Here is a 24,906-nt window from a genome sequence, read left to right on the forward strand (position 1 = left end):
AAGATTTGACCAAATCAGCATTAGTTATAGGAGGAGGGATTGCAGGTATACAGGCTTCGTTGGATCTTGCAGACAGAGGCATACACGTCTACTTGGTGGAGAAGGACCCCACCATCGGCGGAAAGATGTCCCGTCTCGACAAGACTTTCCCGACGAACGACTGCTCTGCATGCATTCTGTCCCCGAAAATGGCAGACTGTGCGGGTCACCCGAACATCTCGATGCTTACTTACCATGAGGTAATGAAGATCGACGGTGAAGCAGGGGACTTCAAAGTAACAGTCAAGAAGAAAGCTAGATACGTTAACCCTGAAGAGTGCACAAGCTGCGGCGACTGCATCGTTAAGTGTCCCGTGAAGGATATTCCCGATGAGTTCGAATACGGGCTCACCAAGAGGAAAGCGATCTATATCCCCCACGCCCAGGCCGTTCCCAGGGTTGCCATCATCGATGGAGAGCACTGCAGGATGATCCAAAAAGGAAAGTGCGGTCTCTGCCAGAAGGCATGCCAGAAGGGAGCTATACACTATGACGACAAGGACGAGGAGCTCGTCATCGACGTCGGATCCATAATCGCCGCCAACGGATTCCAGCTCTGGAACGCTGGGATAGCCACCGAATACGGATACGGCAGGATACCCAACGTCATCACATCTATGGAATTCGAGAGGTACATGTGTGCTTCCGGTTGCAGCAGCGGCCATATCGTTATGCCCTCCAGCGGCGAAGCGCCCAAGAGGATAGCGTTCATCCAGTGTTGCGGATCCAGGTCCCAGAAAGAGGGATGGAAGAAGTACTGCTCGTCCGTATGCTGCATGTATGCGACCAAAGAGGCAATGCTTACCAAGGAGCACATTGCAGATGTTGAAGAAGACATCTACTTCATGGACATAAGGTCCTACGGAAAAGAGTTCGAAGACTACATCCACAGGGCCGAAGACCAGTACAAGATCGGAATGATCAGAGGCGCCCGCGTCTCCAATCTCGAGGAAGATCCAGTCACCAAACAGGTGCTGGTCAACTTCACCGACTCGGACAACAACGGAAGGACAGAGGTATACGACATGGCCGTATTGTCTGTCGGACTCGTACCGCCGGACGGAGCCAAGGAATTCGCCGACATGCTCGGGATCGAGCTCAACGAGTATGGATTCTGTAAGACCAGCGTCTACTACCCTCTCGAGACCACAAGGAAAGGAATATTCGTCACCGGGTCTTTTGCGGCCCCCAAGGATATCCCGACATCCGTCGCAGAGGCGAGCGGTGCATCCGCAAAGGCTGGAAAGTACATTGTTGGCAAGGACTTCACGCCCTGCGCCCCCAAAGAGTATCCTAAGGAGAAGGACGTCGTCGGAAAGGAGCCCCGCGTCGGTGTTTGGGTCTGCCACTGCGGATCGAACATCGCGGGAACCGTTGATGTAAAGGCGGTCTCGGAATTCGCCGCGAACCTGCCTGGAGTCGTATACTCCACTAATGTAACTTACGCGTGCGCACAGGACGCTCTCAAGGCAATCTCGGAAGCAATCACTTCCAAGGACCTCAACAGGGTCGTCGTTGCCTCATGCACGCCCAGGACGCACGAGCCCCTCTTCAGGGAAGCATGTCAGGACGGAGGGCTTAACAAGTATCTCTGCAACATGGCCAACATCCGCGACCAGTGCTCGTGGATCCATATGCAGAACCCGGAAGCGGCAACCAAGAAATCCAAGGACCTCGTTAAGATGGCGGTCGCAAAGACCGTCCTCCTCGAGCCGCTCGTCGGATCTGACGTTCCTGTTAAGCAGGTAGCCGCAGTCATCGGTGGAGGAATCACCGGTATGACCGCGGCCCTCGACCTTGCAGGCCAGGGATTCGAGACCCACCTCGTCGAGAGGGAAAAGGAGCTCGGAGGATTCGCACGCAACTTCCACCACAAGGAAGACGGGGTCGAAGTGGCCCAGTTCCTCAAGGATACAATAGAGAAGGTCAAAAGCTGCAACCTGATCAAGGTGCACACCGGAGTGTCCGTCAAGGACATCCCGGGATACGTAGGCAACTTCATCGTGAAGCTGTCCGACGGGTCCGAGATCGAGGCGGGAGCGGTGCTTCTCGCAGTCGGTGCAAGCCAGTACAAGCCTACCGAGTTCAACTATGGAAAGGACCCAAAGGTCATGACCACGCTCGAAGCGGAGGCGAAAATCGCAGACGGCACCTTCAAGGGCGAGAAGATCGCGTTCATCAGCTGCGTCGGGTCCAGATCCAAGGACGTGGCGTACTGTTCCCGTGTATGTTGCTCGGGCGCACTGCGCAATGCGGTCCGGATCAAGATGGCCAACCCGATGGCGGATGTCACTTACTTCCACAAGGACGTCAGGACATACGGATTCCGCGAGGAACTGTACTATCTGGCATCCCAGCTCGGAATAAGGTTCGTGAGATATCCTGTCGAGGACGACCTCCCGGCATATGATGGAAAGAGAGTCAAGGCATTCGACGCCACTCTCGGAGCGGAGATCGAGATACCTGTTGACACAGTTGTTCTTGCAGCAGGCATGACTCCCGGTCGCGAGGAGAAGGAAGAGATCGCCAAGATGGTCAAGGTCCCCATCAGCAAAGACGGCTTCTATTTCGAGGCCCACCAGAAGCTGAGGCCGGTAGATTTCGCCACCGAAGGTGTCTTCGTTGCAGGAACCGCGCACTGGCCCAAATTTATGGACGAGTGCATGGCGCAGGCATCCGGAGCCGCTTCCAGGATGATCACCATCATCTCCAAGGACAAGCGCGTGTCCGAAGGCATAGTAGCATCCCCCAACCCGGAGAGATGCGACGGCTGCGGAGTGTGCGTGGGATGCTGTGACTACAATGCCATCAGCATCGTGGACTGCGGAAATGGGAAGTTGAAGAGCAGCGTCAACGCCGCACTGTGCAAAGCATGCGGAAGCTGTGTTGCTTCATGCCCGTCCGGAGCGATGGAACAGGCAGGATTCAAGAGCAAGCAGATATGCGCCGAGATCGACGCATTCCTTAACCCTGCAGGAGGGGAGTGATTACCATGGCAGATTTTGAACCAAAGATTGTAGCTTTCTGCTGCAACTGGTGCTCGTACGCGGGCGCCGACGGAGCAGGCGTAGCCAGACTCCAGATGCCCACGAACTTCCGCATCATCAGGACGATGTGCTCAGCAAGGATAGACCCGGAGTTTGTCCTCAGGGCCCTCTCCAAAGGTGCGGACGGAGTTATCGTCCTGGGATGCCACCCAGCAGACTGCCACTACATCGGTGGCAACTACAGGGCAAGGAGAAGGATATCCCTTCTCAGGATGGTCCTCGAGCAGTACGGATTCGACTCCAAGAGGCTAAACCTCGAGTGGGTCTCCGCGTCCGAGGCCACGAAGTTCCAGGCAACAATAACGAATTTCGTGAACACAATAAAGGAACTAGGCCCCACCCCTCTGGTGAAGGTCGTAGACCGCAAGGAAGCAGTAAAGGAGGCTGAGTAAATGGGATGGTGGGCAGACAGAAAGAAAAAGAAGGAAGAGGAGAAGGCAGCTAAGCCGGTCGCTTCCGAGAAGAAAGCCACCACTGTGAAGGCAGCCGATGGCGGAGCGTGCGAGTGCGCAGTCGACAAAGAGCCCATCGGGCTCGCCGCTGCAGACCTCGGACCCCTGCTCCCCGGAGCCCCGCCGAACGGCAAGGTCAACCTTGCTATCTACTGGGCGGCCGGTTGCGGCGGATGCGATGTATCCATCCTCGACTCTAACGAGAGGATCCTGACCATCGGCGACATGGCCAACATAGTGATGTGGCCAATCGCTATCGACGGTAAGGAAAAGGACATCGCCGCCATGGAGGACGGTTCGATCACCGTATCCATGATCAACGGTGCGGTCAGGAACAGCGAGAACGAGCACATGGTGAAGCTGCTCAGGAAGAAGTCACTGATCGTCGTTTCCTACGGAACGTGCGCATGCTTCGGCGGAACCCCTGCCCTTGCGAACCTCGTGCCCGGTGGAAAGGACGAGATTCTGGACTATGTCTACACCGAGACGCCGAGCTCGGCGGCCTTCCAGAAAAAGTACAGCAACGTCAAGCCGACAATCCCTCAGACGTCCACAACCGTCCCCGAGGGAGAACTGACGCTCCCGTTGATGTATGATACGGTCTATTCTCTGGATCAGGTCATCGATGTCGACTACTACATACCGGGATGCCCCCCTATGCAGGAGTCCATCTCGCACCTGCTCAAAGCAGTTGCCGACTTCGCTTACAAAGGCGTTGCGCTGCCTCCGAAGGGAACAATGGTCGGAATCACGTCCAAGACCCTCTGCGAGGAGTGCCCCAGGAAGAAGGATTACAAGAGGATAGTTGAGGTTAAAGAACCCTACCAGGTTGACACCAACAACGACCAGTGCCTGGTCGATCTGGGCATATTATGCCTCGGAGCGGCCACGATGGGCGGGTGCGGAGCAAAGTGCACCAGGGTCGGACAGCCCTGTCGCGGATGCTACGGACCCTCGCCGGATGTTCAGGAGATCGGATCGAGCGCTTTCACGGCTATCGCTTCCCTCTTCCCGGTCATCGACGAGGACCCGCTCATGGGTGAGGACAAGGTCGACGAGATCATGAGCCAGATAAAGGACCCGCTCGGGTACTTCTATGCGTTCTCGATGTCTAAGTCACTGATTAGGAGATCCGTCAAGGAAGGAGGTCAGTAAATGGCCGGACCTATTATTTGGGATGAGAAACATAAGACAGATAAGAAGAGGGTCGTCATAGATCCCATTACCCGTCTCGAAGGACACGGCAAGATCGAGATATTCCTCGACGACAACGGAAACGTAAAGAACGCATACTGGCAGGTCCCGGAGCTGAGAGGCTTCGAAAGATTCTGCATCGGAAGAAAGGTAACCGAGATGAACCAGATCACCGCAAGACTTTGCGGTGTATGTCCCGGTGCGCACCACATGGCCGCTACCAAGGCAACGGACGGATGCTACAACACCAAGCCTACCGAGGCGGCGTTCACCATCAGGGATGCGTTCTACCACGCCCACTTTGTGCACAGCCACATTGCGCACTTCTATGCACTTGCGTCAGCTGACTTCGTTTGCGGACCCGCCGCACCCGTTGCCCAGAGGAACGTGCTCGGAGTCGTTGCGACCGTGGGTCTCGAGCTCGGAGGAGCGGTCCTCGCTACCCGTGCAAAGGCACAGAAGATCCAGGCCATGATAGGCGGAAAGGCCACCCACCCCGTAATGGGAGTCCCGGGCGGAGTCACCAAGCCGATCAACAGCGAGGAGCAGAAGGAGATGGAAGCGATGGCGAAGGATATGGTGGACTTCTCTCAGACGTCCATGAAGGTCCTGAAGGACGTCGTGCTCGGAAACAAAGAGTACGTCGACATCATCGCCAACCCCGACCTCTATTACAACGAGACCTACCACATGGGAATGGTCAATGAGAAGAACCAGCTCGAGTTCCATGACGGACCTGTCAGGGTCGTCGACCAGAAGGGCAGGGAGTTCGTAAAGTACGAGCCCTATGACTATTTGGACAACGTCTCAGAAGCGTCCGAGGAGTGGAGCTACGAGAAGTTCCCGTACCTCAAGAACGTCGGATACAAGGGAATGGTCGCAGGGCCGGACAGCGGCCTGTACCGTGCATCTCCCCTGTCTAGGCTGAACGTCGCCGAGAGCATCTCCACGCCGTTGGCCCAGGCCGAGTTCGAGTACTACCACGGGTTCTTCAAGGACCTTGGGGTCGAAGGCCCCATCCAGCACACGCTGGCCACCCACTGGGCAAGGATCATCGAAATGATTTACGCCGCAGAGAAGTGCCTGGCTGATATTCAGAGCGACAAGTTCGTCGACCAGAACGTCAAGCAGCACGACGTCATGCCCGGAGGACGCGGCGTCGGTATCGTCGAGGCACCGAGGGGAACGCTCACCCACGACTACACTTGCGACGAGAACGGAATCGTTACCGCCTGCAACATGATAGTCGGAACCACCAACAACAACGGACCGATAAACTGCGACGTTGCCAAGGTGGCCAAGGGCCTGATCCACAACTTCGAGGTTTCTCCCGGTCTGCTGAACATGGTGGAGATGGCGTTCAGGGCATACGACCCCTGCAACTCCTGTGCCACCCACAGCCTGCCCGGACAGATGCCGATGACGGCCGAGATCAGGTACGCAGACGGCTCTCTCCTCGAGACCGTCTCCCGCAACTGAGCGAAAAACAGGGGGGGGGGAAGAACCCCCCATTCCAACTTTTTACTTTTTTCATTTTCTCTTCTTCCAGCGGGAGCGGTCGCGTCCCTCCAGGAGCATGTCCTTGCGCTTTCCGAGGTCCATTCCGTCAAGAAGGTATATCCTGGCATTATCAAGGTCCAGCAATTCGCTGTTGAGGATCGGGCCGAGGAGAGGCTCGCCGATAATATTAACGGGAGATCCGCCCAGCATTTTGTTGAAGGCCGGGACTACTACGAACTCCGACGGCAGCATACCGTATTTTTCAGAAGCGACCGAAGCAAACCTACCGCGTAGCCAACAAGGCTCCGTGGTGACCTTTCCAACGCCGTCCCTGAACATGACCGCCGGATGGTCATGGGCCAATACCAGCGTGTTGCACTCCATCACCTCCGGAGAGGGCCAGGTGTGTCCGTGCACATAACCGACGTCGCCGATCTTTAGACCGGACGCCGGACGTATCCTCACGCCGCCGGGAAGGAATTCCTCAATGTTGGTATCATGGTTTCCTCTCACAACATCGATGTCATCGAAATACTCCAGGAGACTGTCGAAGAATGCAGGTATCTCACGATACTCCTGCTTAGATGTGCCAGGAACAGAGTCTTTAATGTCTCCGAGAATGATAAGTCTGTCACAATCTTTCGATGTTTCTACTATAGAATCGAACATTTCCCATGTTCTCGTGATCACATGGAACCCTTTGGACAATAAATGAGATTCCAATCCGATATGGAGATCCCCAATTATCAGCGTTCTGTCGTATTTCAGGGCAGGAGTTCCGCTGATCGGCTGAAGGTCCATTTTACTCCTTCAGCTCATTTTTAAGAACGATCGGAATCTTCTCTATGACGTCCGTGGCTATCAGACCGTACGACCTTTCGGAGAATCCGTATTCTCCCGCTTTGCCGCAGATGTATGCCCCAAGGCACGCGGCATCGAAAGACGTCATGCCCTTCGACATAAGGCCTGCAACGATGCCTGCCAGAACATCGCCGGTACCGGCCCCGGTCATGGCAGGCGTACCGGTGGTGTTCTTTTTAGTGCGTACTCCATCAGAAATAATGTCAGTATTGCCTTTGAGGAGAATAATGGAGCCCGTAGAATAAGCAAGGGCGCGAACATCCTCTTCCCCGAACGTGTCGGCTCCTCCGAGCTTTATGAACTCTCCTTTGTGCGGCGTTATAACTACAGGGACATTGGCAATAAAACCGGCGCCGATGGCGCCGATGGCATCTGCGTCTATGACCAACGGCACTTCGCATCTGAATACAAAATCCCTCACGGCTTCGATTGTATCGATGTCGGTCCCGAGTCCGGGACCTATCAAAACCGTGTTGTAGCTCTTCGACTTATTCAGTAAGTGTGGCACATGCTCGGATCTTAGGAACTTTCCACTCAGCGGTTCGATCATGAAGACCGGAGAGAAAGAGGCAATTGTCTGAGCGATATGCTCCGGAACGGCAATATTTACAATATCTGCGCCCACACGCAAAGCAGCCAGTCCAGACATCGCCGGAGCCCCGTAGTAAGGGCCTCCTCCTATCAGCAAAACACGGCCGTTAAGGCCTTTATGGCTATTAAGTGCAGGTATCGGGTACCTAAGCATATCTCCTGGACCAACGTTGTTTACGGCCACTTCCGGTATACCTATGTCTGCGATAATAATCTCTCCAGAGTTTTCTGTGTTCATGCTGTTTTTGACATCATGGAAAGTCACCGTGACATTCGGTCTGATGCTATCCCGGCAACCTAGGCCCGAAGGTACGTCAGCAGAAACAATCAGCCCCTTAAACGAACGTGCCAGTATGATATAATCTAAATATTGGCCACGAGGATTGCCGGCCCGTCCGGTCCCCAATGCGCAGTCTACAAGTATGTCATATTCGTCAAATGACACATCTTTGAAATCGATTACGGGGCAGCCGAGATTTAAAAAATAATTCTTTGAAGCGTCAGAATGTATCGAAGAAGCAGGCCCGATCAGACAGACGGTTACGTCTTCATCCTTCATCCCGGCCGTCGCAGCGAAGCCGTCCCCTCCGTTGTTACCTGAGCCGCAGACAAAAAGGAATCTCTTGCCCGCGTATCTATTCTTAAGGACTTCAGCAAGCTTCAAACCGGCATTGCCCATCAAAGTTACGGTATCCACACCTGCAGCTTCAGCGTTGATGTCCAGGATGCGGAATTCCTTCGCAGGCATCATCCGGATCACTTCTGATTTTTTACCAAGACTTCGCCGATGCGCGGAATAATCTCAGTCTTGCTCATTTTTCCCTTCTCAACGCGTATACAACCTCTCTTCGATGCTGCGTTGCCCGGGTATGATTTGCCATCGGCTATGCGATATTCTAAATCCAATATCATTGCACCTTTGGCAATCAAATCCAGGTCGGGATTCTTGACACAAAGGGACTTCGGGAGCCTTCTTCCTTCCCCGCGAGTCCTCTCGATGTCGAAATATTCCGGCCAAATTATAATGGCGTTGTCTTCGTCGTAGACCATAATAAGCACCGTATCGCATGATACGATTAAAATTGATTGCAGGAGGCAGGCAAGGGCCGCCTAATCAGGCGGCCCCTGAAAAGTAGATTACTCAGATCAGAACGGCGTTTACTACCCCGTCCTGTCCAGGCCTGGAAGTGACGACTGCCTCACCGATTTCGGTGGATATGGTCGCTCCCTTGTTCAGAATGTTACGCTGAACGTAGTTGGGGTCGGTGGGGTTGGATTTGACCTTTATGATCTTTACTTTTTTCGTCGCGTTCGTCTTCTTGTCGATAACGTTTGCAAACTCAGCAGTGAGCACGCCAATCTTCAAGTTGCCACCCATTCCGCGGAATACCTTGGATGTCTGGGGGCCGATCTTGGTGAATTGTTTCTCTCTGCCGATCTCGAACTTTCTCTTACCGGCGCATAGCACACGCCTGCCTCCGGTAGACTTCCTTTTGGATTTACCCTGCCAAAGTGCCATTCTAATCGAACCCACTAAACATGGTGCCCTATAAAAAGCTTTGTGGGTTCCTTTAATCCATGGGACCAATTAGTTCGGCGCTGGCATGACCGTTTTCGAGATCTATGATGGCGCATCTGCCTTGTCTGGCCGGTCCTGGGTTGACAAAAAGGGTCCCATTCAGCTCTATCGCACCAATCGCCTCATGGACGTGCCCAGACAGTGCCAGCACAGGCTTGTATTCATCCACTATCCGTCTCACGGATTTGCTGCCGACGTTAAGGCCCGACGGTATCATATCGAGCACGCCGTAGGACGGGACATGCGTCATGAGCACCATGTCTTTCCTGGATATGGGTTTGAGCCCTTTGTAAAGCTCATCCTCCGTAAGTTCGAACGGTGTCCCGAATATTGTGATATTAGATCCGCCAAGCCCGGCGAAGTATTGTCCCCTGATATCGACTCCCTTTCCGTGCATATCATGGGCCGCTTCAGAAATCTTTTGCGGAAAATCCCTGGGGTCGCAGTTGCCCGGTATAGCATAGACGTCTGAATTGATAGAAGAAATAATCCCGACCGCATCTTCTCCAGTGCCCATATCGGTAACGTCTCCGAGGAACAATGTGAATTCTGGCTTGTACTCGTCGATTCTGCTGTTTATCAAATCGAGCATTGATATTTTTTGATGAAAATCGGTAATGACAAGAAATCTCATGAATTTCTATACAGTGAGGAAATTATAATACATTTTGCGCACAGCGCGGATACTGGCATCGAGCTCGGGCGCGGGAGCCCGCACGAGATAGATATTTACCGCAGTGTCATGAACTCTAAGGCGGTCGCATACCCATATGCGGGTTAAAACCAATGCCGATATTGAAATAAGGTATCCGGGCGAGCGTCAGCGTGTGCGCTCGACCAAATAGTCGCGCATATATGCGCGCGCTGAGCGCGGAAATAGTCGGAATAAGAATTTCAGAAATTAAATTGAGAAATGGCGTGGGGGGCGAGATTCGAACTCGCGGGTCCTTTTGGGACAATAGATTAGCAGTCTATCGCCTTACCAGGCTGGGCCACCCCCACAATGCCTTGGGGTATGGGGTCGGGATATTAAAGTTTTGGATATTTCGCCGATCGGAGCATATTTGAGGTTCAGATATGGTTTTTCAGCTCAAAGTTCCGGCATCTGGGGGTAACAATCTCGATTAACGGTGGCGCCTTTGCGCAGTATTTTATATGGGTTCTGTATTGTTCAAATCCCCGATATGCGAGGAGGAATAACAGCATCAAAACTGTTATATACTCAACCGCAATACGAGGAGATGCGCGGCTTGGAAGGCCGGTATGGAAACGTACTGGCTTCGAAAGTTGCGGCACATGGAGAGTCAAGATCTCCGCCTTTGGGCGTGCACTCTTGAACTCTGACGTTCGATGCTACGAATGTTCTGTTGACGGAACATTCGATAAGAGTGAGCCGTTTGACAGGACAGTGGTGAAACATGGTAAACTGCCAGTTTCAAAAATTTCATCCATCCAAGACGATTACATAAAGTCATAGGATTTGACTCCGGTTGATCCTGCCGGCGGCCACCGCTATAGGAATTCGATTAAGACATGCGAGTCGAGAGTCGTAATGGACTCGGCGGACTGCTCAGTAACACGTGGATAACGTGCCCTTAAGAGGAGGATAATCTCGGGAAATTGAGGATAATACTCCATAGATCATGGGATCTGGAATGACCCATGGTTCAAAGTTCCGGCGCTTAAGGATCGGTCTGCGGCCTATCAGGTAGTAGTGGGTGTAACGTACCTACTAGCCTACGACGGGTATGGGCCTTGAGAGAGGGAGCCCAGAGTTGGATTCTGAGACACGAATCCAGGCCCTACGGGGCGCAGCAGTCGCGAAAACTTCACAATGGGGGCAACCCCGATGAGGGAATTCCTAGTGCTAGCACATTTGTGTTAGCTTTTCTTTAGCTTAGAAAACTAGAGGAATAAGGGCTGGGTAAGACGGGTGCCAGCCGCCGCGGTAATACCTGCAGCCCAAGTGGTGGTCGATTTTATTGAGTCTAAAACGTTCGTAGCCGGTTCGGTAAATCTTTGGGTAAATCGGGGGGCTTAACCTCCCGACTTCCGAGGAGACTGCCGAACTTGGGACCGGGAGAGGCTAGAGGTACTTCTGGGGTAGGGGTAAAATCCTGTAATCCTAGAAGGACCACCGGTGGCGAAGGCGTCTAGCTAGAACGGATCCGACGGTGAGGGACGAAGCCCTGGGTCGCAAACGGGATTAGATACCCCGGTAGTCCAGGGTGTAAACGCTGCAGACTTGGTGTTGGAGGCCCTTTGGGGGCATTCAGTGCCGGAGAGAAGTTGTTAAGTCTGCTACTTGGGGAGTACGTCCGCAAGGATGAAACTTAAAGGAATTGGCGGGGGAGCACCGCAACGGGAGGAGCGTGCGGTTTAATTGGATTCAACACCGTAAAACTCACCAGGGAAGACTGTTACATGAAGGCCGGGCTAAAGACTCTGCCAGATTTTCAGAGAGGTGGTGCATGGCCATCGTCAGTTCGTACCGTAAGGCGTTCTCTTAAGTGAGATAACGAACGAGACCCTCACCGATAATTGCTACTTATCCCTCCGGGGGTAAGGCACATTATCGGGACCGCTGGCGCTAAGTCAGATGAAGGAGAGGTCAACGGTAGGTCAGTATGCCCCGAATTTCCTGGGCTACACGCGCGCTACAAAGGGCGGGACAATGGGTTCTGACACCGAAAGGTGCAAGCAATCCCGAAACCCGTCCGTAGTTCGGATTGAGGGTTGTAACTCACCCTCATGAAGCTGGATTCCGTAGTAATCGCGAATCAACAACTCGCGGTGAATATGCCCCTGCTCCTTGCACACACCGCCCGTCAAACCATCCGAGTTGGGTTTCAGTGAGGTTACCTCTAATTAGGGTATTCGAACTGAGATTTAGCAAGGAAGGTTAAGTCGTAACAAGGTATCTGTAGGGGAACCTGCAGATGGATCACCTCCTAAGCAGGGTGGGGTTCACACCCCACCCTCAACCAAAATTAAGTGTGTATAAAAACGAAATAAGCAAGGAAATTCTAAACGGATTTCCCGCGATTCCTTGGCAGCTTGCCATGCACTAAACGTAGCATCGAACGTCATATGATTTTTTTAATATTTTCCTATAAACTATACTGATACGTATGTTCCGTGAGGAGTTGTATGCGTGTCAGACGTTCTTTTGAAGTCGGCCGAAGGCATAAATGCGATTTTGCCAGAAGCGATCATGGTGCGCGATAACGCGGGGAACGCCATATGTGTCGATATCCTCTGTCGCGGGGGTACCGTTGGCGACCTAATCATGTTCAACGTTGATAAATTTGAAACGGTCCGCATGTACGGCAAGCGGTGACGCGATTCCTGGTGTGAATGGGAAAGAATGCGGGCGCAGGGGCCAATCGAAGAGGTACGCGAAGCAATCTGGGAAATCGGGGCTGGAGAGCTCCTATGTCTCTGAATTCGAAGCCGAAACATTCAGTTCCAATATTCGGTTTGCTCGTTATCCGCCGGTTGCAGCATATGTCGCCTCTCAGATTCTCTCTCACGGATTCTTCTATTCGGAATCGTTCGGAGCGTAGACCGTCTGCATATCAGGGCCAATGAGATGTCGATCGGCACATATTTTCTTTCGTCAAACTCGGGTTTTATCCGAGCAAAGCCATCACTAAGGACTCGGCCGATGCAAGATCCCCCTCATCAGGTTTCCACATTGAGCGGATGTTCTCATCTATGACTTGGAAACCAGCATCCGTCAGCTCTCTTTTCAGGATGGTCACGCCCTCGCCGCTCCATCCGTAGCATCCGAATGTTGCAGCTTTCTTGCCTTTAAATTTCAGGGACTTCATGAAGCGAACGGTGCCGCTGACGCTGGTGAGCACATCGCCGCCCACAGTAGGGGAACCTATCGCTATTGCTTTGGACCTGAAGATTTCGGCCATTATCTCGCTCTTATCCGCTTTGGAGCAGTTGAATACCTTCACAACTGTCCCGGGGCTGACCTTCGCGACGGCTCCAGCAATCTCATGGGCGATGGCCGCGGTGCCCTGCCACATGGTGTCGTACACTATTGTGAGCTGGTCTTCCTGGTATGCGGCGGCCCATTCGGCATATTTTTCGACAATCTGCATAGGATCGTCCCTCCATATGACGCCGTGGCTCGGGGCGATGATGTCCATTGGTAATTTCATGGATTTTATCTCGTCTATCTTCTTAGAAACGAAGGATGAGAACGGGTTGAGTATGTTAGCGTAATACTTCGTCGCTTCCTTCTCCAGTATACACTGGTCTGCAGTGTCGTTAAAGAGCCCTCCAACGGCGAAGTGCTGGCCGAAGGCGTCGTTGGAGAAGAGGACGTTATCCCCCGTCAGATATGTGGCCATACTGTCGGGCCAGTGGAGCATCCTCATCTCTATGAAAATGAGATTCTTGCCGTTGCCTATGTCCACCGAGTCACCGGTCTTGACCGTTCTCAGGTCCCATCCTCTCTTGCCGTACTGTCCTTCCAGGCTCTTAACGGCGTTGGCGGTGCAGTATATCGGTACGTCAGGAATATTTCTCATGAGTTCGGGCAGTGCCCCGGAATGGTCGGCCTCTCCGTGGTTAATCACTATGATATCTATATTTTCCAGGCCGACCTCTTTCCTGAGATTGTCGACGAATTCTGCCCCATGCGGCGTCCAGACAGTATCAATTAGCACGGTCTTGCCCTCCTCGACAAGATATGCGTTCTGACTTGATCCGTTCATTATGGTGAAGTCATCTCCGTGGAACTTCTGAAGTTCCCAATCCATATATCCGACCCAGCTGACGTTGCCCTTGATATTCTCTTTCATGTCTGCACTCCCACGGTAATTGTTCTATGGCCGAGGCCATTATAATATTGTATACATCGGCGGGCCGATCGTTCTCAAACTGGAAGCCGATGGTTTCCGCAGCTATATTTATCGGAACGATGTTGAACCGATATGAGCGACGGGGTCAGGGCGTCATTGCCTGGTTTCATTGTTTGGACCCTCTTCCTGCTTCTTGCGGTCAATCTGATAATCCTCTCTCGGACCGGATTCCTGGAATCGTTTTTGATGACCTTGTTCGCAGCATTCTCGGCTGTTATCGCTACGGAAGGGGTGCACGAGATATTAGGAAACAGGCCCATCGGTACGTTGAAAGAATTTTCTTCGATGTCCCGTGAGGAACTGTCATTGTATGATCAGAAGAGGATCTCCACAGTGAATGGCATTCTGCACATTATTTCGGGATGCATGATCGGTGCATCTCTTTTCCAAAGGTCGTTTTTTTCAGAGGAATTCGTATTGGTGCTCTTTTTCAGGTCCCTGATCCCTGTGGCGATAATGTTGGCTCTCGGAAGTTATTGGGTAAATTACGGAAGATTCTTCAAGACCGGCGAGGGGAGAAAGGCCAGTAAGGCACGTGGTATGGGAGCAGCGGCAAGGACGACCTTCTCGCTATTCGTGTCCATCGGTGCCTCATACGGTCTTGCGCGCTTTTTTGAACTGATATGAGCCAGATTCAGAATTATAATGGTAGTCCTGCCCGGATTCGAACCAGGGTCGCCGGCTCCAAAGGCCAGCATGATTGACCGCTACACTACAGGACTCTAAACGGTTATCTGCTTCCGTTATTTAACGTTCTTCCGATGAGGTAAGTCGAGCTGCACCCGGTTATCTCGACATCGCAAAAAGTACCCAGCGGAATGTTCCCGGATATCCCTACGGGCCTGTAGTTATCGGTCCTGGCGATCACAGAACTATCCTTTCCCTCTTCAGTAACGAGGACATTGAAGGTCCTTCCCACAAGCTTCTCGTTATTGGCAAGCTCGACCTCGTTCTTTACATCGGTGAGCTCGGTCGAACGGGCTTTGATCAGACGTCCGTTGACCTGTTCCATCTCCGCCGCCTTCGTCCCGGGACGGGGCGAGAACCGCGTTATATTGACAGTATCGGCCCTGAGTTCGCGCAACAGCCCTACGCTTTTCATATGGTCTTGTTCCGTTTCCCCCGGGAATCCGGCTATCATGTCGGTAGAAATGCTGATCTCGGGGTATCTGGCACGTATGGATTTAACCAAAGACAGGTACTCTCCTGCGGTGTATCCCCTCTTCATGGCCTTGAGTACGTCGTCGCTCCCGCTCTGTACGGGGATATGCAGGAATTTATAGACTCTCGGATCTTCAAAAACGTACATCAGTTCGTCGGCTACCGGGGAGAGCCAGTCGGGGTTCATCATGCCGATGCGGACCCTGAAATCCCCCGGGACCTCAAGCATCCTGGAGAGAAGATCGGGCAGGCTGGAGCCGATGTCGCGGCCGTAGCATGCAGTGTCCTGGGCAGTAACGAGGATCTCCTTCGCCCCTCTTTGAACCCTTTTTCTGAACTCTGCGAGAAGCTCGTCCCCTGGATAACTGAGAAGCTTTCCTCTCGCGAAACGGGTGATGCAGTACGAGCAGGCGCCCAAGCAACCCTGGGCTATCGGCAGTATCGCCGAAGTGCCAGTCTCCATATTGTCTAGAGGGTGCCAGCATCCGTATTTATTTCCAACCTTATCAGAGAACTCGGAATAACTTTTAGGAGGTATGATCAACGAATCGGGCAACCGCACAGATATTCTTCCGGGCTGTACCTCGGCCATGCAGCCAGTGACTATGACCTCTTTACCCATTCTTCTGAGTTCGGTCATCCTTTTGACCATTTTCTTTTCTGTTGCATCGACCACGGTGCAAGTGTTCAAAATGACCACGTCCGCTGTTTCTGCGGACGCAGCCTCTTCGTATCCCATGCCAGACATACGTTCGGAGAGCTGCGCCCCCTCGCCGTAGTTCATCGTGCATCCGTAGGATTCGACGAAATATCTCATGGATATCAGCGGGTTACGGCCTCGTTCGTCACCTGGCCGAAACCGGTCTTGTTCGATATGTTGGTGACCTTGGCATGTACGCGGGCCCCTTTGGTTGTGCCCGGGACGATTATTACGAAATCATTGTACTTGCCTATTCCGTCCCCCTTCTTTCCGACGTCGGTTATCAGTATTTCGAGGATATCTCCCACTTTCAGTGCATTGGCGTCTGTCTTGATCGTCTTGCGGACGGCGATGGGCCTGCGTGCACCGCACGCCTCGCACTCCAATACCATGACTCTGTCTTCTTTCACGATCTTCGTATCGGGGCGTCCGCATTCGGTGCACACGACGTAGGTGTCCATGTATTGCTGAAGTCTTTCGGAGATGGTCTGAGATGAGATTTTAGCCTTGAAGACCGCCCTTCTGTTGTCAATGTCGCCAGGCGCCCCCAATTCTCTGAGGAGGAAGTGCAAAAGATGCTGAGGGTCGCGTCTGACCTTGTCGGCGATATCCATGAAGTTCCTGAGGATGGTAATCTTACCTTCCTGTATGATGTCCAGTTCCGGAAGTACGAACCTCTCGTGGCTCTCGATAGTCTCCGGTAGGTTCATCTTCGCTCTGCCGAGCAATGCCAAGTAATCTTCTTCGTTCCCCATTTTATCTCCTGTGTCCGCTAAGCCGAGTAGGACTTAAAGGTTATGCTCGCGCGCAGGTGTATGCTTTTATGGTTTGGTCACATCACGTCATCATGCGCCCATCTTTTTCCGAAGCCGCAGACGGCACGATGGCTTCGTATATCATGGGGCTCGTGGAGGTCGCAGAAAGGCCCGGCATGATATCATTCGCCACAGGTCTTCCGGACAATTCTTTCTTCGACACAGAGGGCCTGAAGGAATCCGTCGACAGGGTGCTAACCGGCGATGAAGCGTGCTCGGCGCTCCAATACGGGGCGACGGCAGGGTTCCGTCCGCTGAGGGAGAAGATCGCGGAAAGATGCAGGTCCGAACTGGGATTCGAAGCCTCCGCGGACGATGTTTTCATGACCAACGGATCGCAGGAATGCTTCGACCAGCTGGGCAGGATGTTCCTGAACCGCGGCGACACTATGGCGGTGGAGAACCCGGGATATCTCGGCGCTCTGCAGTCGTTCTCTTCGTACGGGCCGGTCTTCAGAGCGGTAGAGATGACGGACGACGGCCCCGACGGGGAGATGCTGTGCGATGCGGTGGAGGGCGGGGCCAAGATGTTCTACTCGATCCCAAATTTCCAGAACCCGTCAGGCAGAAGCTATTCAAGATGTGCCAGACTTGCAGTTTCAAAGATTATCGAAGGTTCCGGTTGCCTTCTGGTGGAGGATGATGCTTACGGGGAGCTTGGATACGAAGGGCGTCCGGGAAGCACTATCAAAAGCATTGCTCCCGAGGACACGGTACTTCTGGGCTCTTTCTCCAAGACAATATCGCCTGGCATGAGAGTCGGATGGATGATTGTTCCCGAGTGGATGAGGGAGGTTGCCAACAGGTCCATCGAGGCGGCATCTCTGCAATCCGGATTGTTCTCCCAGAGGGTGATCGACGACTTCCTGTCGAACAAAGACTATGAAGATTACCTGTCATCGCTTCGCAGGGGCTACAAAAACAAGAAGAGAATATTTGTCGATGCGATGGAAGACCGTCTCCCGGAGGAGATGCGATGGAACGATCCGGCGGGCGGAATGTTCATATGGCTCAGGTCGCCGGCCGGAACCGATGCAATGAAACTTTTCGAACTGGCACTTGATAAAGGTCTGGTCACTATGCCGGGTCGCCCTTTCCACATAAAGGGCGGGGAGAATACGGTCCGCCTCAATTTTGCCACTCCCGATTTCAGGGAAATCGAGGATGGTATGAAGATACTAGGAGAGGTGTGCAGACATCTCTATTGCCCATAATGCTACCATATATGCGTAATAATAGATATGGTACCAGGAATCGTAAAAGGTCTTAAATAGGGAGTTATGATAGCCATGTTCCGCATACTGACCCGTCTATACGTGGTCTTTAAATACGCTTGAAATATCGCGTGATATACTCGACGAAGGTGAAAGTTTGGGAAATGGTCTAAACACCGCAAGGAAAATGAAAGTGGACAGGCAGAAGTTCCGCTGGCTCGACAGAGGATACAAGAAGAGAGTGCTCAGGCTCAGGGAGAAGTCAGACCCGCTGGAAGGGTCCTCCCAGGCCAGGGGCATCGTGCTGGAAAAGGTGGGCATAGAGGCTAAGCAGCCGAACTCCGCCATACGCAAGTGCGTTAAGATCCAGCTGATAAAGAATGGACGCCAGGTCACAGCTTTCGCAGTGGGCGACGGAGCCATCAACTTCATCGACGAGCACGACGAGGTGCTCATAGAAGGTATCGGCGGGAGGATGGGCCGTTCTTACGGAGACATCCCCGGTGTCCGTTTCAAAGTAATCAAAGTAAACAACGTCTCCCTCGATGAAATGGTCAGAGGAAGGACGGAGAAACCGGTTAGGTGATTTTCATGGTAGATGAAGTAGTAGAAGGAACGGTTGAAGCCACCGAGGTGCTTTCCGCACCCAAGGCTCTGATGTTCGGTAAGTACGACACGACAGAGGTCGTAGTAGGAGACGGAGGTCTGGCAAAATACATCGACCTCACCCCGACGAACATTCCTCACTCCGGAGGAAAGCATGCAAACAGATGGTTCGGAAAGTCGAAGTTGAGCATTGTCGAGAGGCTCATCAATGACATTATGAGGACCGAGAAGTACACGGGCAAGAAGATGAAGGCTTACAAGACCGTTTCCCAGGCCTTTGACATCGTTGCCACTAAGACCAAGCAGAATCCGATACAGATCCTTGTGACAGGGCTCGAGAACGCCGCGCCCAGGGAAGAGATCACCAGACTTCAGTTTGGAGGAATCTCCGTACCCAAGGCCGTTGACATTTCGCCTCAGAGGAGGCTAGACATCGCTCTGCGCAACCTGAGCACAGGGGTAGTCCAGTCATCGTCCAAGAGCAAGAAATCAATATCTGAGTGTCTGGCCGATGAAATGTTGCTAGCATCCAGAGGGGACATGCAGTCCTTCGCGGTAGCCAAGAAGGAAGAGATCGAAAGGGTGGCCCAGGCCGCCAGGTGATCGTAACCGGTGTGTGAAACCAATGGGAAGGAAAGAAGATAACGTACATAAAGCAACTAAAATAATGAGTACGCCCCAGTTCATCAGGAACATCGGTACAGCGGCCCATATCGACCACGGAAAGACCACTTTCTCGGACAACCTCATTGCAGGTGCCGGAATGATGTCCTCGGAGCTCGCAGGGGAGCAGCGTGTCCTGGATTTCGACGAGCAGGAATCGGCAAGGGGAATCACGATCAACGCTGCGAGCGCATCGATGGTTCATAGGTGGGAAGGTCAGGACTACCTGATCAATCTTATCGACACCCCCGGTCACGTAGATTTCGGCGGGGACGTCACCAGGGCAATGAGGGCCCTGGACGGTGTGTTCATCCTATGCTGTGCGGTCGAGGGGATCATGCCTCAGACCGAGACGGTTATCAAACAGGCTATGAAAGAGCGCGTAAGGCCCATGTTGTTCATCAACAAGGTGGACAGGATGATAGTCGAACAGCAGGTCACCAAAGAAATGATGATCGAAAAGTTCGCAAAGCTCGTCGCCGAGTTCAACCACAAGATTTCAGTCAACCTGCCCGCACCGCTCAACAAGCAATGGCAGGTAAGCATACAGGACGGCACTGTCGGATTCGGATCGGCCTACAACAACTGGGCTATAACCGTTCCGGCAATGAAGAAGTACAATTTTACATTCAGCGACATATTCGATTACTGCAACCGCGAGGGAGGACAGGCCGAGCTGGCAAAGAAGATTCCTCTGCACGAGGTAGCTCTCGGAATGGCCATCAGGCACGTTCCCAACCCCTTGGAGGCTCAGAAGCTCCGTATCCCCACCATTTGGAAAGGGGACAAGCAGACGCCTATCGGTAAGGCAATGATGACCTGCGATCCGAAGGGACCTACTTCTCTGATGGTAACCAAGATCATCATGGACCCCCACGCGGGCGAAGTCGCGTTCGGCAGACTGTTCTCGGGGGAAGTGAAGAAGGGAGACACACTCTACATATCCGGAATGCCAAATCCCCAGAGGGTGCAGACCGTCGCTCTGATGGTCGGAGCCGACAGGATCCCCATAGAGGCGTGCGAGGCAGGCAACATCGTCGCTCTCACGGGACTCAAGGATGCAATATCCGGTTCTACACTTTCATCCGAGAGGGAAACGGACCCCTTCGAGAAGATGACCCATTACTCGGAGCCCGTGGTCACCAAAGCCGTCGAGGCGAAGAACACGAAGGACCTTCCCAAATTAGTGGAGGTTCTCAGATCTATCGCTAAGGCCGACCCATCGCTGAACATAGAGATCAACAACGATACGGGCGAACATCTGATATCCGGTATGGGAGAACTTCACCTGGAGATCACCGAATACCGTATTGTCAACGAGCAGCACGTAGACATAGTCTCTTCGCAGCCCATCGTGGTCTACAGGGAGAGTGTCAAGGGGCCGAACTCCCACGAGTTCGAGGGGAAATCGCCCAACAAACACAACAAGTTCTACTTCATAGTTGAACCTATGGAGGAAGGCGTTATCGAGGCCATCCACAAGGGCGACATAGACCCGGATGCAAAGATCAAGGACCCCAAGGCACTTGCAAAGCAGCTCGAGGAGCTCGGTGTAAGCAAGGATCAGGCCAAGGGAGTAGTCTGCTTCAAGAACACAAACGTCCTGATCGATACGACGAAAGGTATACAGTACCTTCACGAGACGATGGAACTCATAAAACAGTCCTTCGATGAGGCTATGGTCAGAGGGCCTCTCGCCAATGAGAAGGTCTCCGGGCTCAAGGTCATGCTCATGGACGCGAAGCTCCACGAGGATACGATTCACAGGGGTCCGGCACAGGTCATACCCGCAGTCAGGGACGGAATATATGGTGCAATGTGCCAGGCGGGAAGAACTCTGCTCGAGCCTATGCAGAAGCTGTTCATCAGCGTTCCTCCTGATTACATGGGATCGGCGGTCAATATGATCACGCAGCGCCGCGGAACAATCGTTGAGATGGGACAGGAAGGGGCCGATGCGTCGGTAACCGCAACCGTGCCCGTTTCAGATATGTTCGGGTTTGCTTCCGATATCCGCAGCGCCACACAGGGCCGTGCCCTCTGGTCTACCGAGAACTCCGGGTTCCAGCAGGTGCCCGCCGAACTCCAGAAGAAGGTCGTTGCCGAGATAAGGACGAGGAAGGGGCTCAATCCTGAACCGTACGATGAAAGGTACTACGCCGGAGTGTAAACATTAAATAATAAACATATTATGGCTAATCAATCCAAGTAAATACATATTAAGGAGAGAAAAAAATGGCTGACAAAGAGCACATGAATCTGGTCATCATCGGACACGTCGACCACGGAAAGTCTACCCTCACCGGTAGGATTCTTCTCGAGACCGGTGCAATCGACCCTCACATTGTTGAGAAATTTAAGAAAGAGGCAGAGGAAAAAGGTAAGGGTACCTTCTATTTCGCATGGGTCATGGACGGCCTGAAGGAAGAGAGGGAGAGAGGTGTCACCATCGACGTAGCACACAAGAAGTTCTACACCGACAAGTACTTCTTCACCGTCATCGACGCCCCTGGCCACCGTGACTTCGTTAAGAACATGATCACCGGAACATCCCAGGCCGATGCAGCGATCATCACCTGCTCCGCCATCGAGGGGCCACAGGCACAGACCAAGGAGCACGTTTTCCTTGCGACCACCCTCGGAGTCAAGCAGGTCATCGTCGCCATCAACAAGATGGACGCCGTTAACTACGACCAGAAGAAGTTCGAGGACGCAAAGGCGGCCATGATCAAACTCATGGCAAGCGTCGGCGCGAAGCCTATGGAAGTAATACCCGTTTCCGCATACATGGGAGACAACATCAAGGTCAAGTCCGACAAGACCCCCTGGTACACCGGACCCACCCTCATTCAGGCCCTTGACAACTTCAAGGTGCCCGAGAAGCACACCGACAAGCCCCTCAGGCTGCCGGTTCAGGACGTCTACACGATTACCGGTATCGGAACCGTCCCCGTCGGGCGTGTCGAGACCGGCGTGTTGAAGCCCAACATGAAGATCATATTCGAGCCCTCCCACGTGCTGGGAGAGGTCAAATCGATCGAGGAGCACCACGAAATCCTTTCTCAGGCCCTTCCCGGTGACAACGTCGGATTCAACGTCCGCGGTGTAGCCAAGAACGATGTCAAGAGAGGAGATGTCGCTGGTCCGGCCGACAACCCGCCGTCCGTCGCGAAATCCTTCGTTGCTCAGATCGTTGTTCTGAATCACCCCTCTGTGATCACTGTCGGATACACACCCGTGTTCCACTGCCACACATCTCAGACCGCGTGCAGGATCACCGAACTGATCAAGACGATCGACCCCAAGTCCGGTGCAGTCAAGAAAGATCACCCTGACTTCATCAAGACCGGCGATATCGCGTTCGTAAGGTGCGAGCCCACCAAGCCGATGGTCATTGAGACAGCGAAAGAGTTCCCGCCGCTCGGAAGGTTCGCCATCCGTGATATGGGACAGACCGTCGCAGCCGGTGCATGCATTGAGGTTGAGAAGTCCAACTGAGGACCTCTCGTACAATTAAACAAGGGATCAAGATGTCACAACGCGCAAGAATATCTCTAAGCGGGAGCGATCCGTTGAAGGTCGACAACGTGTGCGGCCAGATCAAGGCAATATCCCAGAGGACCGGAGTGGCCATACGCGGACCTGTTCCGTTGCCCACGAAGAAACTCAGGGTGCCCTGCAGGAAAAGCCCTGACGGAGAAGGAAGCGAGACATGGGACCACTGGGAGATGCGCATCCACAAGAGGCTCATCGACCTCGATGCCGACGAGCGCGCCCTTAGGCAGCTCATGAGGATCGACGTCCCTGACGGTGTGAACATCGAAATTGTCCTCCGCAGCATCTGAAACTAGTTTTCCCCCAGGGGCATGGTTTTTCCATGCCCCTTCAACTGTTATTTTTTTATTTTCAGATAATTATATACGGTCGCTCCCGATAGGCCACTCAGGTAATTCAAATGAGGAGCGACGCTGTAAAGAGCGGCATAGATAAGGCACCGGCCAGAAGCCTGCTCAGAGCAGATGGCCTGTGCGATGAGGACTTTGAGAAACCCTTCATAGGCATAGCCAATTCTTGGAACGAAGTGGTGCCCGGTCACATACACCTCAACAAGCTCGCGGATGCCGTCAAAGAAGGTATAATCGAAGCTGGCGGATATCCTTTCACATTCGGTGTCCCAGCAATATGCGATGGTATTGCGATGGGCCACAAGGGAATGAGATATTCGTTGATATCACGTGAAGTTATATCCGATTGTTGCGAAGTCATGGTCGAAGGTCACGCCTTTGATGCTTGGGTCGGAATCACCAACTGCGACAAGGTCACGCCCGGAATGCTAATGGCAGCAGGCAGGATGAACGTTCCCGCGATCATGTTGACCGGAGGAGCGATGGAGGTCGGAAAGGACGGCAATAAAGACCTCGATCTTCAGTCTGTGTTCGAAGCGCTCGGCGAATATTCGGCAGGCAAGGTCGATGAAGACTACGTCAGAAATATCGAATGCAAGGCATGTCCGGGAAGGGGAAGCTGCTCCGGGCTGTTCACCGCTAACACGATGGCATGTTTGACCGAGACAATGGGCCTCAGCCTCACAGGTTGCGCTACTTGCGTAGCATCTGATAAAAAGAAATTACAGATCGCCAAGGAGACTGGACGCAAGGCCGTCGAACTCGCAATGTCCAACACGTGTCCCCGCGACATAGTGAGCAAAGCGTCGTTCAGGAACGCGATCAGGGTCGACATGGCCATAGGCGGGTCCACCAATACGGCCCTCCACATACCGGCAATATCGAAGGACTTCGGAACCCCTGTGACCCTGGACGATTTCGATAATATCTCCAGAGATGTTTCTCATATCACGAGCCTTAGGCCCGCAGGCCCATATAGTATGGCCGATCTTGATTCTGCGGGCGGTATACCGGCCGTCATGAACAGGCTGAAGGACGTCCTTGAGGACGCGCCCACGGTCAACGGAAAGAGCATATTGGAGATAGCCAAGTCTGCAAAGGTCGTAAAGCCTGATATAATCAGGCCTCTGGACAATCCCTTCCATGAGCAGGGCGGCATCGCCGTCCTTAAGGGAAACATCGCCCCGATGGGGTCGGTCGTAAAACAGGCCGCTGTAAGTCCGAATATGATGAGATTCTCCGGGCGCGCGAGGGTTTTTGACGGCGAAGCAATGGCCACCGAGGCGATAGTCTCCGGCTCGATAGTCCCGGGCGACGTGGTCATCATAAGGTATGAGGGCCCCAAAGGTGCACCCGGAATGCCCGAGATGCTCTCGCCCACCAGCCTGATAGTAGGAAGAGGCCTGGGCGACTCGGTTGCACTTATAACCGACGGAAGATTTTCGGGTGCATCCAGGGGCGGAGCCATAGGGCACGTTTCACCTGAAGCATACGAAGGAGGTCCAATCGCCGCAGTGCAGGATGGCGACACGATCGACATAGACATACCGTCGAGGAGATTGGATGTCAGACTATCCGACGCTCAGATCGAGGAGCGTATGTCTAGGGTCAAGAGGGTCGAGAAACCCGTCACAGGTGTTCAGAAAAAATACAGAAAATTGGTCACCAACGGTGCCAATGGCGCCTATCTCGAATGATA

21 protein-coding genes, 2 tRNA genes and 1 rRNA gene are annotated in these 24,906 nt (G+C 53.2%); 14 read left to right on the forward strand and 10 right to left on the reverse strand.

What is annotated here, in order from left to right:
- Positions 1 to 5 precede the first annotated feature (5 nt).
- The 4 genes from VB016_02860 to VB016_02875 are packed head-to-tail and all read left to right on the forward strand — an operon-like array spanning position 6 to position 6,211.
- A complete protein-coding gene (locus VB016_02860; GenBank protein ID MEA4977479.1) occupies positions 6 to 3,026 on the forward strand; it encodes an FAD-dependent oxidoreductase in 3,021 nt (1,006 codons plus the stop codon).
- Positions 3,027 to 3,031: 5 nt separating this feature from the next.
- Positions 3,032 to 3,478 (forward strand): hydrogenase iron-sulfur subunit, encoded by a 447-nt coding sequence (locus VB016_02865; protein ID MEA4977480.1) that lies wholly within the window; start codon positions 3,032 to 3,034, stop codon positions 3,476 to 3,478.
- Positions 3,479 to 4,693: an oxidoreductase gene (locus tag VB016_02870; protein MEA4977481.1), complete on the forward strand. Its 1,215-nt coding sequence runs from the start codon at positions 3,479 to 3,481 to the stop codon at positions 4,691 to 4,693. It begins immediately after the preceding gene.
- Positions 4,694 to 6,211, forward strand: coding sequence for a Ni/Fe hydrogenase subunit alpha (locus VB016_02875; protein MEA4977482.1), 1,518 nt, complete (start codon positions 4,694 to 4,696; stop codon positions 6,209 to 6,211). It abuts the gene before it with no gap.
- Positions 6,212 to 6,262: 51 nt separating this feature from the next.
- Here the strand turns inward: VB016_02875 and VB016_02880 are convergent, their stop codons facing one another.
- The 6 genes from VB016_02880 to VB016_02905 form a co-directional block, all read right to left on the reverse strand.
- Positions 6,263 to 7,033, reverse strand: a complete 771-nt coding sequence (locus tag VB016_02880; GenBank protein MEA4977483.1) for a metallophosphoesterase — start codon at positions 7,031 to 7,033, stop codon at positions 6,263 to 6,265.
- Between the two features lies 1 nt (position 7,034).
- Positions 7,035 to 8,435 carry an NAD(P)H-hydrate dehydratase gene (locus VB016_02885; GenBank protein MEA4977484.1) on the reverse strand — a complete coding sequence of 467 codons (1,401 nt, stop codon included), beginning with the start codon at positions 8,433 to 8,435 and terminating at the stop codon, positions 7,035 to 7,037.
- Between the two features lie 5 nt (positions 8,436 to 8,440).
- A complete protein-coding gene (locus VB016_02890; protein ID MEA4977485.1) occupies positions 8,441 to 8,734 on the reverse strand; it encodes a signal recognition particle subunit SRP19/SEC65 family protein in 294 nt (97 codons plus the stop codon).
- A 91-nt stretch (positions 8,735 to 8,825) separates the two neighbouring features.
- Complete coding sequence (locus tag VB016_02895) at positions 8,826 to 9,203, reverse strand: 30S ribosomal protein S8e (GenBank protein ID MEA4977486.1); 378 nt, start codon at positions 9,201 to 9,203, stop codon at positions 8,826 to 8,828.
- Positions 9,204 to 9,255: 52 nt separating this feature from the next.
- Complete coding sequence (locus VB016_02900) at positions 9,256 to 9,897, reverse strand: metallophosphoesterase family protein (protein ID MEA4977487.1); 642 nt, start codon at positions 9,895 to 9,897, stop codon at positions 9,256 to 9,258.
- Positions 9,898 to 10,177: 280 nt separating this feature from the next.
- Positions 10,178 to 10,265, reverse strand: a tRNA-Ser gene (locus VB016_02905).
- Between the two features lie 481 nt (positions 10,266 to 10,746).
- Here VB016_02905 and VB016_02910 point away from each other — a divergent pair.
- Together VB016_02910 and VB016_02915 are read left to right on the forward strand one after the other, a co-directional pair.
- Positions 10,747 to 12,216: ribosomal RNA gene (locus VB016_02910) — 16S ribosomal RNA — on the forward strand.
- Positions 12,217 to 12,417: 201 nt separating this feature from the next.
- Positions 12,418 to 12,603 (forward strand): hypothetical protein, encoded by a 186-nt coding sequence (locus VB016_02915; GenBank protein MEA4977488.1) that lies wholly within the window; start codon positions 12,418 to 12,420, stop codon positions 12,601 to 12,603.
- 292 nt (positions 12,604 to 12,895) lie between these two features.
- Here VB016_02915 and VB016_02920 read toward each other — a convergent pair whose 3' ends face one another.
- A complete protein-coding gene (locus VB016_02920; protein MEA4977489.1) occupies positions 12,896 to 14,083 on the reverse strand; it encodes an MBL fold metallo-hydrolase in 1,188 nt (395 codons plus the stop codon).
- A 132-nt stretch (positions 14,084 to 14,215) separates the two neighbouring features.
- Between VB016_02920 and VB016_02925 the strand changes: the two genes are divergently transcribed.
- The gene (locus VB016_02925) at positions 14,216 to 14,770 is read left to right on the forward strand and encodes a hypothetical protein (protein ID MEA4977490.1); all 555 of its coding nucleotides are present in this window, start codon (positions 14,216 to 14,218) and stop codon (positions 14,768 to 14,770) included.
- Positions 14,771 to 14,789: 19 nt separating this feature from the next.
- On the opposite strand, the gene VB016_02930 is transcribed toward VB016_02925, so the two are convergent.
- The 3 genes from VB016_02930 to VB016_02940 form a co-directional block, all read right to left on the reverse strand.
- A tRNA-Gln gene (locus VB016_02930) sits at positions 14,790 to 14,865 on the reverse strand.
- A gap of 8 nt (positions 14,866 to 14,873) precedes the next feature.
- Positions 14,874 to 16,121 carry a tRNA (N(6)-L-threonylcarbamoyladenosine(37)-C(2))-methylthiotransferase gene (locus tag VB016_02935; GenBank protein ID MEA4977491.1) on the reverse strand — a complete coding sequence of 416 codons (1,248 nt, stop codon included), beginning with the start codon at positions 16,119 to 16,121 and terminating at the stop codon, positions 14,874 to 14,876.
- A 5-nt stretch (positions 16,122 to 16,126) separates the two neighbouring features.
- Positions 16,127 to 16,759, reverse strand: coding sequence for a translation initiation factor IF-2 subunit beta (locus VB016_02940; GenBank protein MEA4977492.1), 633 nt, complete (start codon positions 16,757 to 16,759; stop codon positions 16,127 to 16,129).
- Between the two features lie 68 nt (positions 16,760 to 16,827).
- On the opposite strand from VB016_02940, the gene VB016_02945 reads away from it, so the two are divergent.
- From VB016_02945 to ilvD, 7 genes are all read left to right on the forward strand, one after another.
- Positions 16,828 to 18,033, forward strand: a complete 1,206-nt coding sequence (locus VB016_02945; protein MEA4977493.1) for a PLP-dependent aminotransferase family protein — start codon at positions 16,828 to 16,830, stop codon at positions 18,031 to 18,033.
- A gap of 157 nt (positions 18,034 to 18,190) precedes the next feature.
- A complete protein-coding gene (locus tag VB016_02950; GenBank protein ID MEA4977494.1) occupies positions 18,191 to 18,619 on the forward strand; it encodes a 30S ribosomal protein S12 in 429 nt (142 codons plus the stop codon).
- A 5-nt stretch (positions 18,620 to 18,624) separates the two neighbouring features.
- The gene (locus VB016_02955) at positions 18,625 to 19,242 is read left to right on the forward strand and encodes a 30S ribosomal protein S7 (GenBank protein MEA4977495.1); all 618 of its coding nucleotides are present in this window, start codon (positions 18,625 to 18,627) and stop codon (positions 19,240 to 19,242) included.
- A 22-nt stretch (positions 19,243 to 19,264) separates the two neighbouring features.
- Entirely contained in the window at positions 19,265 to 21,472 is a 2,208-nt protein-coding gene (locus VB016_02960; protein ID MEA4977496.1) for an elongation factor EF-2, read from the forward strand.
- A gap of 65 nt (positions 21,473 to 21,537) precedes the next feature.
- Positions 21,538 to 22,800: a translation elongation factor EF-1 subunit alpha gene (gene tuf, locus VB016_02965; GenBank protein MEA4977497.1), complete on the forward strand. Its 1,263-nt coding sequence runs from the start codon at positions 21,538 to 21,540 to the stop codon at positions 22,798 to 22,800.
- A gap of 32 nt (positions 22,801 to 22,832) precedes the next feature.
- Positions 22,833 to 23,147 (forward strand): 30S ribosomal protein S10, encoded by a 315-nt coding sequence (gene rpsJ / locus VB016_02970; protein ID MEA4977498.1) that lies wholly within the window; start codon positions 22,833 to 22,835, stop codon positions 23,145 to 23,147.
- Between the two features lie 110 nt (positions 23,148 to 23,257).
- Positions 23,258 to 24,904 carry a dihydroxy-acid dehydratase gene (gene ilvD, locus VB016_02975; protein MEA4977499.1) on the forward strand — a complete coding sequence of 549 codons (1,647 nt, stop codon included), beginning with the start codon at positions 23,258 to 23,260 and terminating at the stop codon, positions 24,902 to 24,904.
- The last annotated feature ends 2 nt before the right edge of the window (positions 24,905 to 24,906 follow it).

This window comes from Methanomassiliicoccaceae archaeon (genome assembly GCA_034928305.1).
Lineage (GTDB): Archaea > Thermoplasmatota > Thermoplasmata > Methanomassiliicoccales > Methanomethylophilaceae > VadinCA11.

What these genes read in the sequence shown, in the direction of transcription:
- VB016_02935 (MEA4977491.1), bottom strand. Translation starts at nt 16,121, where the DNA reads ATGAGATATTTCGTCGAATCCTACGGATGCACGATGAACTACGGCGAG.
- VB016_02865 (MEA4977480.1), top strand. Translation starts at nt 3,032, where the DNA reads ATGGCAGATTTTGAACCAAAGATTGTAGCTTTCTGCTGCAACTGGTGC.
- VB016_02895 (MEA4977486.1), bottom strand. Translation starts at nt 9,203, where the DNA reads ATGGCACTTTGGCAGGGTAAATCCAAAAGGAAGTCTACCGGAGGCAGG.
- VB016_02925 (MEA4977490.1), top strand. Translation starts at nt 14,216, where the DNA reads ATGAGCGACGGGGTCAGGGCGTCATTGCCTGGTTTCATTGTTTGGACC.
- tuf (MEA4977497.1), top strand. Translation starts at nt 21,538, where the DNA reads ATGGCTGACAAAGAGCACATGAATCTGGTCATCATCGGACACGTCGAC.
- rpsJ (MEA4977498.1), top strand. Translation starts at nt 22,833, where the DNA reads ATGTCACAACGCGCAAGAATATCTCTAAGCGGGAGCGATCCGTTGAAG.
- VB016_02900 (MEA4977487.1), bottom strand. Translation starts at nt 9,897, where the DNA reads ATGAGATTTCTTGTCATTACCGATTTTCATCAAAAAATATCAATGCTC.
- ilvD (MEA4977499.1), top strand. Translation starts at nt 23,258, where the DNA reads ATGAGGAGCGACGCTGTAAAGAGCGGCATAGATAAGGCACCGGCCAGA.
- VB016_02920 (MEA4977489.1), bottom strand. Translation starts at nt 14,083, where the DNA reads ATGAAAGAGAATATCAAGGGCAACGTCAGCTGGGTCGGATATATGGAT.
- VB016_02940 (MEA4977492.1), bottom strand. Translation starts at nt 16,759, where the DNA reads ATGGGGAACGAAGAAGATTACTTGGCATTGCTCGGCAGAGCGAAGATG.
- VB016_02945 (MEA4977493.1), top strand. Translation starts at nt 16,828, where the DNA reads ATGGTTTGGTCACATCACGTCATCATGCGCCCATCTTTTTCCGAAGCC.
- VB016_02880 (MEA4977483.1), bottom strand. Translation starts at nt 7,033, where the DNA reads ATGGACCTTCAGCCGATCAGCGGAACTCCTGCCCTGAAATACGACAGA.
- VB016_02875 (MEA4977482.1), top strand. Translation starts at nt 4,694, where the DNA reads ATGGCCGGACCTATTATTTGGGATGAGAAACATAAGACAGATAAGAAG.
- VB016_02885 (MEA4977484.1), bottom strand. Translation starts at nt 8,435, where the DNA reads ATGATGCCTGCGAAGGAATTCCGCATCCTGGACATCAACGCTGAAGCT.
- VB016_02955 (MEA4977495.1), top strand. Translation starts at nt 18,625, where the DNA reads ATGGTAGATGAAGTAGTAGAAGGAACGGTTGAAGCCACCGAGGTGCTT.
- VB016_02870 (MEA4977481.1), top strand. Translation starts at nt 3,479, where the DNA reads ATGGGATGGTGGGCAGACAGAAAGAAAAAGAAGGAAGAGGAGAAGGCA.
- VB016_02960 (MEA4977496.1), top strand. Translation starts at nt 19,265, where the DNA reads ATGGGAAGGAAAGAAGATAACGTACATAAAGCAACTAAAATAATGAGT.
- VB016_02890 (MEA4977485.1), bottom strand. Translation starts at nt 8,734, where the DNA reads ATGGTCTACGACGAAGACAACGCCATTATAATTTGGCCGGAATATTTC.